The sequence below is a fragment of the Nocardiopsis sp. LDBS0036 genome, assembly GCF_041228755.1.
Lineage (GTDB): Bacteria > Actinomycetota > Actinomycetes > Streptosporangiales > Streptosporangiaceae > Nocardiopsis > Nocardiopsis dassonvillei.
The window spans coordinates 2,976,449-2,989,157 of record NZ_CP141103.1 but is presented as its reverse complement, the minus strand read 5'-3'; the positions used below and the strand labels follow the sequence as shown (position 1 = coordinate 2,989,157).

At 73.3% G+C, this 12,709-nt stretch carries 11 protein-coding genes; 4 read left to right on the top strand and 7 right to left on the bottom strand.

Features of this window, described 5'->3' with window-relative positions; all coding sequences use genetic code 11:
* Positions 1–1,263: an adenosylhomocysteinase gene (gene ahcY / locus UIS43_RS12455; RefSeq protein WP_013154759.1), complete on the top strand. Its 1,263-nt coding sequence runs from the start codon at positions 1–3 to the stop codon at positions 1,261–1,263.
* Positions 1,264–1,362: 99 nt separating this feature from the next.
* Here the strand turns inward: ahcY and UIS43_RS12450 are convergent, their stop codons facing one another.
* Positions 1,363–2,220: an RDD family protein gene (locus UIS43_RS12450; RefSeq protein ID WP_013154758.1), complete on the bottom strand. Its 858-nt coding sequence runs from the start codon at positions 2,218–2,220 to the stop codon at positions 1,363–1,365.
* Positions 2,221–2,383: 163 nt separating this feature from the next.
* On the opposite strand from UIS43_RS12450, the gene UIS43_RS12445 reads away from it, so the two are divergent.
* A complete protein-coding gene (locus UIS43_RS12445) occupies positions 2,384–3,388 on the top strand; it encodes a stage II sporulation protein M (protein WP_071622670.1) in 1,005 nt (334 codons plus the stop codon).
* A gap of 151 nt (positions 3,389–3,539) precedes the next feature.
* Positions 3,540–3,722 carry a DUF397 domain-containing protein gene (locus UIS43_RS12440; protein ID WP_071622669.1) on the top strand — a complete coding sequence of 61 codons (183 nt, stop codon included), beginning with the start codon at positions 3,540–3,542 and terminating at the stop codon, positions 3,720–3,722.
* On the opposite strand, the gene UIS43_RS12435 is transcribed toward UIS43_RS12440, so the two are convergent.
* From UIS43_RS12435 to UIS43_RS12410, 6 genes are all read right to left on the bottom strand, one after another.
* Entirely contained in the window at positions 3,717–5,825 is a 2,109-nt protein-coding gene (locus tag UIS43_RS12435) for a tetratricopeptide repeat protein (RefSeq protein WP_370013181.1), read from the bottom strand. The genes UIS43_RS12440 and UIS43_RS12435 overlap by 6 nt on opposite strands.
* A gap of 64 nt (positions 5,826–5,889) precedes the next feature.
* Entirely contained in the window at positions 5,890–7,194 is a 1,305-nt protein-coding gene (locus tag UIS43_RS12430) for a DUF58 domain-containing protein (RefSeq protein WP_370013180.1), read from the bottom strand.
* Positions 7,194–8,177 carry a MoxR family ATPase gene (locus UIS43_RS12425; protein ID WP_013154754.1) on the bottom strand — a complete coding sequence of 328 codons (984 nt, stop codon included), beginning with the start codon at positions 8,175–8,177 and terminating at the stop codon, positions 7,194–7,196. Before UIS43_RS12425 ends, UIS43_RS12430 begins: the two co-directional genes overlap by 1 nt.
* 58 nt (positions 8,178–8,235) lie before the next feature.
* Positions 8,236–9,450, bottom strand: a complete 1,215-nt coding sequence (locus UIS43_RS12420; RefSeq protein WP_071622667.1) for a DUF4350 domain-containing protein — start codon at positions 9,448–9,450, stop codon at positions 8,236–8,238.
* On the bottom strand, positions 9,447–10,070 hold the full coding sequence (locus tag UIS43_RS12415) for a DUF4129 domain-containing protein (protein WP_013154752.1): 624 nt from the start codon (positions 10,068–10,070) through the stop codon (positions 9,447–9,449). Before UIS43_RS12415 ends, UIS43_RS12420 begins: the two co-directional genes overlap by 4 nt.
* The gene (locus UIS43_RS12410) at positions 10,067–11,611 is read right to left on the bottom strand and encodes a glycerophosphoryl diester phosphodiesterase membrane domain-containing protein (protein ID WP_358168988.1); all 1,545 of its coding nucleotides are present in this window, start codon (positions 11,609–11,611) and stop codon (positions 10,067–10,069) included. Before UIS43_RS12410 ends, UIS43_RS12415 begins: the two co-directional genes overlap by 4 nt.
* 420 nt (positions 11,612–12,031) lie before the next feature.
* Between UIS43_RS12410 and mtrA the strand changes: the two genes are divergently transcribed.
* Positions 12,032–12,709: an MtrAB system response regulator MtrA gene (gene mtrA / locus UIS43_RS12405; protein WP_013154750.1), complete on the top strand. Its 678-nt coding sequence runs from the start codon at positions 12,032–12,034 to the stop codon at positions 12,707–12,709.

Sequence of the window (12,709 nt, the reverse complement as noted above, 5' to 3'; positions counted from 1 at the left end):
ATGACACTCCCCTCCCACCAGGTGGCGGACCTCGGCCTCTCCGGGGCCGGGGTCCGCCGCGTGGACTGGGCCGAGCGCTCCATGCCCGTGCTGCGCAGCGTGCGCGAGCGCTTCGCCGCCGAACGCCCCCTGGACGGCCTGCGCGTGGCCGCGTGCCTGCACGTGACCGCCGAGACCGCCAACCTGCTGCGGGCACTGCGCGCGGGCGGGGCGAGCGTGTGGCTGGCGGCGTCCAACCCGCTGTCCACCCAGGACGACACCGCCGCCGCCCTGGTCACCGAGTACGGGGTTTCGGTCCACGCGTGGGCCGGAATGGACCCGGCGGCCTATGACCGGAACCTGGTCACGGTCCTGGAGTCGCGGCCGCACCTGCTGCTCGACGACGGGTGCGACCTGGTCAACACGGCCCACCTGGCCCGCCCCGACCTCCTCGACGGCGTGCTGGGCGGCTGCGAGCAGACCACCACCGGCGTGATCCGGCTGCGCCGGATGAGCGCCGAGGGCGAACTGCGGCTGCCCATGGTCGCGGTCAACGACACCGCCACCAAGCGCATGTTCGACAACCGGTACGGCACCGGCCAGTCCACCATCGACGGCATCCTGCGGGCCACCAACGCGCTGCTCGCCGGGCGCACGGTGGTCGTCGCCGGGTTCGGCTACTGCGGTCGGGGCCTGGCCGAGCGCGCCCGCGGCATGGGCGCCCGCGTGGTCGTCACCGAGGTCGACCCGGTCAAGGCCCTGGACGCGGTCATGCAGGGCTACACCGTCACCACCATGGAGGAGGCGGCCCCCGCAGGGGACGTGTTCGTCACCGTCACCGGCAACCGCGACGTCGTCCGCGCCGAGCACCTGGACCTGATGAAGGACGGCGCGATCCTGGCCAACTCCGGCCACTTCGACCTGGAGATCGACCTGAACGCCCTGGAGAGCCGGGCCGTGGAGGTCAACCGGGGCGTGCGCGAGCAGGCCGACGAGTACGTGCTGGCCGACGGGCGCCGCCTGCTCCTGCTGTCCGAGGGGCGCCTGGTCAACCTCGGCGCCGCCGAGGGGCACCCGGCGGCCGTGATGGACCTGTCCTTCGCCGTGCAGGCCCTGACCACGGCCTGGCTGGCCCGCAACGCCTCCGACCTGGAGCCGGGCGTGGTGGAGGTGCCGGCGGAGACCGACACCGAGGTGGCCCGGCTCGAACTGGCCGCGCTGGGGGTGCGCATCGACGCGCTCACCCCCGGGCAGGAGGCCTATCTGCGCTCCTGGCACGCCTGACGGGCGCTCCCGCGCAGTACCGGCCGCTTCGGACAGCGCTCAGCGTGGTCGCGGCCGGAGCGGGAAGCCGCCGCGCCAGCCGCTCCCGCGCGCCCGGGCTCAGCGGGAGGAGTGCGGGCCGTACCACTGCTGCTGGGGGCCGCCCTGCGGGTATCCGGGCTGGGCGCGCTGGGCGGCCGCCTCGTGGCGGCGCCGGCGCTCGGCGAGCACCGCGGCCAGGAAGTAGGGCGGTGTGGTCCCCGGCGGCGGGGGCGGACTGATCTGCGCGGCCACCGTGTCGGCCAGCCGGACGCCCATCTCGTGGCGGGTGTGCTCGGCCAGCTCCCCGTACCGGAGCACGTACTGGCGCGCCGCCGCCGCGGTCTCCGGGGACAGCCGCGACAGCTCGGTGGTGGCCGCCCAGGCCGCCAGGTGCGGGGGCATCGGGATGACCTCCTCGCGCGGCCTGCCGCCGCGCTCCTCCACCACCATCGTCCCGGCCACGAAGTCGCCCACGCGGCGGCCGTCGCGGTTGATCATCGACGTGATCAGCGCGACCACGCCGCTCGTCAGCCAGATCTCCACGAACGCGGCCAGCGCCCGGCCCAGCGCCTGACGGAACCGCTCGGGGGAGCCGTCGGTGCCGACCACGCGCAGGCCCAGGGCCATCTTGCCCAGGGAGCGCCCCCGGCTCACGGTCTCGAAGACCGCCGGGTAGCCGACCAGGATCAGGATCACGCTCGACAGCGACACGGCCGCGGTGATCGCGGGGTCCAGGCCCCTGCCGATCCAGGTGACCAGGACGCTCAGCGCGATCAGGGCGATGACCTGGACCAGGGCGTCGATGGCCAGAGCCGCCGCCCTGGTGGCGAAACCGGCCGGACGCAGGTCCAGGACCACGGCGTCACCCGTGACCAGGGGTGTCACGCCGTACACGTCGGCGCGGGCGTCGCCGTTGCCGGGATAGGACACCAGCACTCGCTCCCTCGGGACTGTCTGAAACCGTCGTCCCGACACTACCCGGCACACGGGACGGCTGTTCGCGGCGGAGTCGGGAGCGCACCCGGACGGACGGGTCGACGGGGGCCTCGTCAACCGGCTCCAGAGCCGGACCGCGCGCGGAACGGATAGGGTTCCCTGCGTGGATATCGACGTGTTCGCCGCGGCGCACGCCCCGGAGTGGGAACGGCTGGACAGACTGGTGCGCGGGCGCCGCTCGCTGGACGGTGAGGAGATCGACGAACTCGTCGAGCTCTACCAGCGGGTGTCCACCCACCTGTCGGTGGTGCGCTCCTCCGGTCAGGACCCGGCGCTGGTGGGCAGGCTGTCCGCGCTGGTGGCCCGGGCCCGCTCGGCGGTGACCGGCGCGCACGCCTCCGCGTGGCGCGACGTCGGCGGGTTCTTCACCCGCGTCTTCCCGGCGGTGCTGTACCGGCTGCGGTGGTGGTGGATCGGCACCAGCGCGGGCATGGTCGCGATCGCGGCGGTCACCGCCCTGTGGATCGTGTCCGAGCCCGACGTGCTGCACGCCCTGGGCACGCCGGACTTCATGGCCCAGTACGTCGACCACGACTTCGCGAACTACTACATGGAGAACCCCCGGGGCTCGTTCGCCGCCCAGGTGTGGACCAACAACGCGTGGGTGTCGGCGCAGGCCATCATCTACGGCGTGGCCCTGGGGCTGCCGACCCTGGCGGTGCTGCTGATGAACGCGGTGAACGTGGGCGTCGCCGCCGGGATCATGCTCGCCCACGGCCAGGGCGACGTGTTCTTCGGGCTGCTCCTGCCGCACGGCCTGCTGGAGCTGACCGCCGTCTTCGTCGCGGGTGGGGTGGGCCTCAAGCTGGGGTGGACGATCATCGCGCCCGGCGACCGCACCCGCATGCGCGCCCTGGGCGAGGAGGGGCGCGCCGCCATCGCGGTGGCCCTGGGGCTGGTGGTGGTGCTGCTCGTCTCCGGGCTCATCGAGGGCGTGGTGACCGGCAACGCCGCGGCCGGGGTCATCCCGATCCCGGTGGCACTGGGCATCGGCGTGCTGGCGGAGGTGCTGTTCCTGGTCTACGTGTTCACGGTGGGCAGGAAGGCCTACCAGGAGGGCGAGACCGGAGACCTGGAGAACGCCCCCGCCGCCGTCCCGGTGGCCTGAGGGCCTGTCCCGGCGAGCGCGGAGGGCCGAGGACCGGGGGCGTGGCCGCCTGCGGTCAGCGGCCGGTCCGCTGCGCGCCGAGTCGTCCGATCTCTGGCCGATTGAGGCCACGGACTGGCCGGGTGGGCGGTGCCGTGCCATCATCCGGGCCGTGGACACCGAATCCCCGCGCTGGTTCAAGAGCAGCTACAGCGCAGCGGCAACATGCTGTGTGGAGACCGTCGTCACTACGTCCGGCGTCGGTGTCCGAGACTCCGTGCATGCGGACGGTCGAACGCTCTGGTTGGCCGCACCGGAGTGGACGGCGTTGCTGCGCGTGGTCTCCGGCTCATGAGGGTGCCCCTGATGGGGTGGATCCACCCTGAACGATGAGTTCTTCGACCTCCGCGATGTGCTGCTCGACCATTTTCACCTGGTGGTGTTCCTGTCCCAGCTGCATGATCCAGACCCGTAGCACCTCGGTGAATCCCACAAGAGCTCTTCGAGCGTCGCCCTTTTCCTGAGCAGCTCTGGCCACATAAAAAGCAGCGTCAGCCGTCATGTGGTGGTCGGCGCCCAGGACACGTCGCCGTACTGCGTGAACACGCCGGAACCCGACCTCCGCCGTGGCGGGGTCACCCTGGCACATGGTCGCGTAGGCCCTGTTCTGCAAGGCGAGCAGAGCCAGGGGGTCCTCCTCCCCTGCGACGCGTACCCGTGCCTCCCCGACTTCCTCCAAAGTGGCCGCTGCCTCGCTCCAACGCTCCTGCCTGAGTGCGATCAGGCCCAGCTGGTAGAGGGAATCCAGGGTTTCGACGTGCTCGTGTCCCAGAGCCCTGCTCCTGTCCTCGTGTAGAGCGCGGAAAGCTTCGTCCGCCTCCTCCACCCGGCCCTGGTACAGCCAGGACTCAGCGAGGTGGTGCTTGGCCGAGAACACAGCGCGGTCGTACCGGCCGAACTGCTTCTCGGCGAACGCCATAAGGGCGGAGAGGGTTTCTTCGGCCTCCTCAAAGGCACCGAGGCGGAGTAGCGCTCGGGCAGCCGCCACAAGAGAGACGAATGCCTTTCGATGAACGGCCGTTGTGGCCACCGTCAGTTTCCCCACGGTCACCATGGCCGCATCCTTTTCGTGAGGGTGCAGACGTGTACGCAGCAGGACGATCTCGTAGAGGACCCTGAGCTCGAACTGGAGGTCCCGGTCGCGCTGCCAGGCGAGCAGCCGCTCCGCCTCGTTGACCAGCTCCAAGTCCTCCTCCCCGAACCCGGAGCGCACGGTCTCCGACACCAGCGGGTGCAGCCGCAGCGCGGTCTCCCCCTGGGACGAGACGACCGAGACCAGCCCGTGCACCACCAGCGCGTTCACCGCCCTGGCCAGGTCCGCGTCGGTCGGGGATCCCAGCACCCCGCCGTCCAGCTCCGACAGCGGCAGCCTGCGCAGCGGGACCTCACTGGCGTCTGGACCCAGCACCGCCAACAGCTTCAACAGCGGCACCGCCCTGGGCTCGCGCTCCTCCACCAGGCGCAGGGACAGCTCCCACACCCCCGACAGCAGCCCGCGCTCGACGTCGCCACCGGTGACGAAGGGCGCCGCCAGCTCGTCCAGAGCCCCCACGCCCTCGCCGAGCCGCGCCAACAGCGCGTGCGCGTCCGGGAACAGCACCCGGTGCGTGGCCAGGATCCGCCCGGCCAGCGACAGCGCCAGCGGCACCCCGCCCAACCGCCGGGCCAGCTCCTCCGCGCCCGCGAGCCCCGCCGCACCGCCCGCCCCCGCGTGGTCGGCCAGGGCCTCGGACGCCGCCGACCCCTCCAGCTCCCCGATCCGGTGCACCCGCGCGGGCGCCCACTGCGCGGGGTCGTCCACCCGGCTGGTCACCAGCACGAACCCGCCCGGACTCGCCCGCATCCACCCCAACTGGTCCCCGGGCCGGTTCTCCGGGTCCAGCTCCTCGGGCCGGTCGGCGTTGTCGATCACCAGCAGCCACGGCCGCGCCGCCGCGTCCAGGTGCCGCCACACCCACCGGGCCGCCTGGCGCCGCGCCCCCTTCACCCGCTCGGCCTCCTGCCGGGAGCCGCCCACCTCCACCGCGGCCTCGACCATGCTCGACGCCACGCTTCCGGGCCGCACCCAGAACACCGTCCACCCGTCACGACGCGCACGCTCGGCCAGCGCCGCCGCCACCGTGGTCTTGCCGAACCCGCCCGGCCCGGTCAGCACGTGCGGAACCGGCGCACCGGCCTCCATCGCCCCGCCGAGGGCCTCCAGGAGCCCCTCACGTCCCCGTACGGCCGTCGCCGGGCGCGGCGGGTCCAGGGACACGTCGGCGAGCGGCGGCGGCGCGGGAGCGGGCGCGTGGAGGGTCACGCCGCCGTGGATGTCGCGCACCTGGAGCAGTTGGCCGTGGACGGCGCCGGTGGAGGCGTTGTCATGGGCGTCGGGGGGAGGAACCATGCCCTCCATACTGCACGTCCGGGTGCCGCCCCGTCTGGGCGGCACCCGGAGGGTGAGGGCGGGAGGCCCGGGCCTACAGCCTGCCCTGAGCCTTGAGGTTGATGTAGGCGTCAGCCAACGCGGGCGCGATGTGCTCGGGGTCGGCGTCGACCACCTCCACGCCCATCCGGCGCAGCTCGGCGGTCACCCGGTGCCGCTCGCCCAGCGTCCGCTCCGCGGCCGCCGCCCGGTACAGCGCGTCCGCGCTGCCCCGCTCGGCGGCCATCAGCTCCACCGCCGGATCGTTGACCGCGGCGACCAGCAGCAGGTGCCGGGAGGTGAGCACGGGCAGCCTCGGCAGCAGCCCCTCCTCCAGCGACGCCGCGTTCAGGTCGGTCAGCAGCACCACCAGCCGCCGGGCCCGCCCCTGCGTGCCCAGGACCGTCCCCACCAGGCCCGCCGGGTCGGACTCCACCAGCTCCGCCTCCAGCGGGGCCATGGCCTCCACGATCCGGCCCACCTGCTGGCCGCCCTTGCCCGACGAGCGCACCTGCGCGCGCGTGCGCCGGTCGTAGGCCAGGAAGTCCACCCGGTCGCCCGCCCTGCCCGCCAGGGCGGCCAGCAGCAGCGCGGCGTCCATGGCGTGGTCCAGGCGCGGGGTGTCGCCCACCCGCCCGGCCGACGTGCGCCCGGTGTCCAGCACGATGAGGATGCGCCGGTCCCTCTCGGGCCGCCACGTGCGCACCACCACGCCGTCGCCGCGGGCCGTGGCCCGCCAGTCGATCGACCGCACGTCGTCGCCGGGCACGTAGTCGCGCAGGGAGTCGAACTCGCTGCCCTGCCCGCGCACCATCGCCGTGTGCTGCCCCTCCAGCTCGCGCAGCCGGGACAGCTTGCCCGGCAGGTGGCGCCTGCTGTGGAAGGGCGGCAGCGTGCGCACGGTCCAGGGCGCGGGCAGCGTCCGCTGCCTGCCCGCCAGCCCCAGCGGCCCCAGGCTGCGCACGGTCACGCCCGCGGCCCGGGCGTCGCCGCGCCGCGTCGGGGTCAGGACGGTCCTCACCCGGCGCCGCTCCCCGGCCGGTACCCGCAGCGGCTGGCTGCGCGGCGCGGCGTGCGCGCTCGGCGGCCAGGCGTCGCGCACCGACCCCCGCAGTGCCCGCCGGGTGGGGTTGGCGACGGTCACGTACACCGTCGCCGAGTCGCCCAGGCACAGCGACGTGTCGCCCTCACGGGACAGCAGCACCGCCTTGGGGCTCGCCGCCAGCACGACGTCCAGGGCGAGCAGCGCCGCCAGCACGCCCAGGGCCGCGGCCGCGGCCGCGGCGCCGATCAGACCGGACAGCGCCACCGCGACCGTGGCCGCCAGCGCCAGCAGCACCGCCCGGCCGGTGACCACCATCAGCGCGGCACCGGGACGGAGGCGAGCACACCGTCCAGGATTCCGTCGGTGGTCGCCCCCTCCAACTCGGCCTCGGGCCGCAGCGAGATCCGGTGCCGCAGCGTGCCCTTGGCCAGCGCCTTCACGTCGTCGGGGGTGACGTAGTCGCGGCCCGACAGCCACGACCACGCCCGGCTGGTGCGCAGCAGCGCCGTGGCGCCGCGCGGGGACGCGCCCAGCTGGAGGGACGGCGACTGCCGGGTGGCCCGGCACAGGTCCACGATGTAGCCCAGGACCTCGGGCGCCACCCGCACGCGCTCCACGGCCAGCCGGGCCGCGCGCAGCTCCGCCGCGCCCGCCACCGCGGTGACCCCGGCCGCGGCCAGGTCACCCGGGTCGAAACCGGCCGCGTGGCGGCCCAGCATCTCCACCTCGGCCGCCCGCTCGGGCAGCGGGACGGTCACCTTGAGCAGGAACCGGTCCAGCTGGGCCTCGGGCAGGGGGTAGGTGCCCTCGTACTCCACCGGGTTCTGGGTGGCGGCCACCATGAACGGGTCGGGCAGCGCGGACGGCCTGCCCTCCACGGTCACCTGGCGCTCCTCCATCGCCTCCAGCAGCGACGCCTGGGTCTTGGGCGGGGTCCGGTTGATCTCGTCCGCGAGCAGCAGGTTGGTGAAGACCGGCCCCTCCATGAACTCGAACTTCGCGGTGTGCTGGTCGTAGACCAGCGAGCCCGTCACGTCGCCCGGCATCAGGTCCGGGGTGAACTGCACCCGCTTGTGGTCCAGGGACAGCGCGGCCGCGAGGGTGCGCACCAGCAGCGTCTTGGCGACACCGGGCACGCCCTCCATCAGCACGTGGCCGCGGCACAGCAGCGCCACGACCATCGCGGTCACCGTCTCGTCCTGGCCCACGACCGCCTTGGCCACCTCGCGGCGCAGGGCGACCAGGGCCGCGCGCGCCTCGTCGGCTGATGGCAGTGCCTCGGGTGTGAAGGCGCTCACGTGCCGTCTACCTCTCTCGATACCTCAGTGGTCGTTCGCTGGTCGCCGCGGCTCGGGGTCACCGGAGCCTCCGGGCGCGCTCGTCGAGTTCGTCGGCGAGCCTGACCAGCATGTCGTCGTCGCCCGCGTACGGGTCGGGCTGCCCGGGGTGGAGCAGGGCCCGCAGGTGGGCGGGGTCGTCACCGGTCCGCGAGGCGACCGCCGCCACGACCGTGTCGGGCGCGGCGTCCGCGCCCAGCCCGAGCTTGGGTGCGACCCGGTCCACGAACCCCGACCGCAGCGCGGCCGCGACCCGGTCCCGGGCCCTGCGCGACTGGTACAGTCCCGCACGCCCCTCGGTGGTCTCCGAGGCGCGCACCACCACGGGCAGCGACTCGGGCACCAGGGCGCCCATCCGGCGCCCCTGCCACAGGGCGAGCAGCGCCAACGCGGCCACCAGCGGCACCAGGGACCAGCGCAGGCCCAGCGGCAGCAGCTGCCACAGCCCGGAGCCGCCCTCCTGCTGGGGCGGGTCGGGGCGCAGCCACACCACGTCCTCGGCGGCCAGGAGGTTCATCGCCAGCGCGGCGTTGCCGCCGGCGGAGAGCGCGGTGTTGGTCAGCGGCCTGCCGGTGCCCAGCACGGTCGTGGCGGCCCCGTCCCGCTCCACCCGGACCAGGGCGTCGCCGCCGCCACCGGGGTAGCAGCCCACGGCGTCCGCGCCGGAACCGGCCGTGTACAGCTCACCGGCGACGTAGGCCTCGCCCGCGGCCTCGGCGGCCGACAGCCCGCACTCGGGGGCGTAGGGGGCCTCCGGCGTGGGGAACCCCTCGGGCTCCTCCCGACCGGTCATCGTCACCCCGGGGGCGAACGCCTCCAGGGACCGCGTGGACGGCTGCACCAGGACGGTGTCCACGTCGAGCGCGGCCAGTGAGTCCAGCTCCTCGGGGAGCAGGCGGTGGTCCAGGAAGACCGCGAGCACGGCGTCGTCCCCGGCGTCGGCCACGGCCTCCTCCGCGGCGGCGGAGGAGCGCACCACGTGCACGTCGCGGTCCTCCTCCAGCACGTTCACCAGCGCCCGCGTGCCGTCCGGGTCGATGGAACCGGGCTCCAGGTGGCCGGTGGGGAACTGCTCGCTGCCCAGCGACAGCAGCACCGAGACCGTGACGAGCGCGGCCACCACGGCTGCCGGAACCCGGACCGAGCGCCACACCCGCAGGACGCGCGAGTCCTCCCGGGACGGCGCGCGGCCGGGGGAGCGCGGGGGCGCGGCCGGGGGAGCGGTGGCCGTCATCGGCCCACCTCCCCGACGGGCCGGGCGGCCCTGAGCCGCGTGTCCAGCTCGCGCAGGAGGCGGGCGGAGTCGGCGGTCGCCGGGCGGTCGCCGTAGGCCACGTCGTTGAAGATCCGCGCGCCCTCGCTCAGCCCCTCGGCCTCGGCGGTCAGCACGGCGGAGGCCTCCGCCGCCAGCTCGGTCGCGGTGCGCCCCGCGCGCGGCGTGATGATCGCCCGCTCCTCCAGGTCCACGCTGATGGCCCTCAGCCTCTCCGTGACGGCGGCGGCGAACTCACCGGCCCTCTCGTGCCGGTCGGCGGCGGCCCGGTGGTCGGCCGCGTCCATCGGCGCGCCCTCGTGCACGGGCGCTCCCGCGCGACGGCTCCGCGTCGGGCGCAGCCAGAGGACCAGCCAGACCACCAGGACCGCGACGACCACCAGCAGCGGTCCGAGGACCGTCCAGCCGCCGAGGGCGTCCGGCGCCTGGGAGACCAGGTCCGCGAGGAGCTCCTGGAGCCAGGAGAGGAAGCGGTCCCACAGGGAGGGCTCCTGTTCCCCGTACAGGGGGTCGCTCAGCTCCTCGACGGCGCGCCGCTGCCCCTCCTCACGGGTCACCTCCCCGACGGCGGGTGCCCTCACGTCCGCGGCTCCGGCAGGTAGATCTCCGGGCCCGCCTCGTAGCCGGCCTGGGCCACCTGGTGCAGCTTCAGGTCCAGGCCCTCACTGCGCATCCGCGCGTCCACGTACAGGAGGGTCTTCACGCCCACGCTGAAGGGCGCGGTGATCGCGTAGACCACGACGTTGCCCACATAGATGACGGCGCCCGCCACGACGGCGGCCCAGGCAGCACCGGGAGCGATGAAGGTGGGGACCACCGAGACGATGCTGAAGGGCGTGCTCAGCAGTCCTTGGACGAGGAACATGAGGATGGAGGCAAGCAGTGAGATGCCGAAGGTCCGCCACCATCTGCCCTGAGTGAGTCGCCAGGAGCGGGTCAAGGCCGTGCCCGCACCGACACGCTCGAGCACCGCGACCGGTATGGCGAAGTAGATGCGGATGTAGATCCAGGCGACCAGGGCGACGCCTCCGGCGACCCCCAGCATCGAGGCGATCACGACGATGACGCCGACGCCCTGGCTCTCCGCGATGGCCACGAAGACACCGATGAAGAAGACGACGATTCCGACGGTGACGGCCACGTAGAGGACGAAGATGGTCACCAGCTGCAGCAGTGCCAGGCCCACAACGGTCCAGATCCGGCTGCGTACGGCGGTCCAGGCCTCGGAGGGGCTGAGCTTGCGGCCGAGGACCGCCATACCGACCACGGCCGTGAGAAGACCGGTGACCAGGATGATCCCGGCCTGGGTCAGCAGGCCGCCGCCGTACAGGGCCACGAGGGACCAGCCGCTGAACGGGAACGGGTCGTTGGGGTCGATCGACGCGGGGTCGGCCATCACCTGGTCGAGGAAGGCCCCGTAGCCGGACATGTAGCCGCTGAAACCGACCGAGCTCACGATGCTCGCGACTGCCATGACGACCAGTGCGAGCCCGACGGTGGTCTTGGGGTTGTTGCGGATGAGGCTGAACGCACCGTTGAGGATGTCCCCGAGCGTCATCGGCCGGAGCGCGACCACACCGGGCTTGAGCGGGCGCGGCTGCCCGTAAGGGGGCTGTTGGCCGTATCCGGCCTGCGCTCCGTATCCGGGCTGTCCGTAACCGGGTTGCTGGCCGTACTGTCCGTAGCCCGGCTGCTGACCGTGTCCGGACTGCTGCCACTGCGCCTGCTGTCCGTGGCCGTACTGGCCGTAACCCGGCTGCTGCCCGTACGCGGGCTGCTGTCCGTACCCGCCGCCCTGGGACGGCTGCTGGCCGGAGGCGTGCTGGCCGTACTGTCCGTATCCGGGCTGCTGCCCGGAGGGCGTCTGCCCGTAGCCCTGCTGCCCGTACCCGGGGGTCTGCTCGGGAGGGGCGAAGTTCGGCTGCCCCTGGGGCGTCTGACCGGCCGACGCGGAGTCCGGCCCCGTACCGGAGGGCGCGGAGGAGGCGGAGGAGGGACCCTCCTGACCGGGGGCGGCCCATCCGCCGGACGCGGGCGGGGGAGCGGCCTCGGAAGCCCCGCCGCCGTCCGGTCCGTCCGGGGGGTTCCCCGACGTGTCCCGGTGGTCGTCCTCCTGGGTCATCTGCCCCGCCCTCCATGGGGTTCGGTTACGCTGCGCGAGCACGCTTCCGCGGTTTTCGGCCTCTGGTGAACCAACCTACCCGCCGGTTCCACCGGTGCCCGCGATGTTCGGGCGTATGCAGGCGCAACCGACCCACTTCATTCCTTTTGTATGCTTTCTGTTATCAACAGGCCGGGTCGCGAAGGTTCGCGTGCCAGGTCACCAGGGTCGACGCGCCGCAGGCCGAAACGGTTCCCACGGACCGAAAAACACCGACCACTCTCCCGATCCCGCCCGAAGGTGGCAAGGTGGGGGGAGGACGAAGCAGTTTCTTGCGTCTCGGGGCGCACCGAACGTTCATGCCGCTTGAGTGTTTCCAGAGAGAGGAGTAGGCGCCGCCGTACCCGCCCGCGGGTCCGACGCCCGGCGCCGGACGCACCGATGAAGGGACGTGTACTGGTTGTCGACGACGACCTCGCCCTCGCTGAGATGCTGGGCATCGTTCTGCGTGGAGAGGGGTTCGAGCCCTCGTTCGTGCACGACGGGGACAAGGCCCTGGAGGCCTTCCGCGAGACCAAGCCCGACCTGGTCCTCCTCGACCTGATGCTCCCCGGCGCCGACGGGATCGACGTCTGCCGTCAGATCCGCGCCGAGTCCGGCGTGCCCATCGTGATGCTCACCGCCAAGAGCGACACCATCGACATCGTCCTCGGGCTGGAGTCGGGCGCCGACGACTACATCGTCAAGCCCTTCAAGCCCAAGGAGCTCGTGGCCCGCGTCCGGGTGCGCCTGCGCCGCACCGAGGAGCCCGCGCCCGAGGTGCTCCAGATCGGGGACATCACCATCGACGTCGCCGGGCACGCCGTGCGCCGCGACGGCGAGCAGATCAGTCTCACCCCGCTGGAGTTCGACCTCCTGGTGGCCCTGGCCCGCAAGCCGCGCCAGGTCTTCACCCGCGAGGTGCTGCTGGAGCAGGTCTGGGGCTACCGGCACGCCGCCGACACCCGCCTGGTCAACGTCCACGTGCAGCGCCTGCGCGCCAAGATCGAGAAGGACCCGGAGCACCCCGAGGTCGTCGTGACCGTCCGCGGCGTCGGCTACAAGGCCGGAACCGCCTGA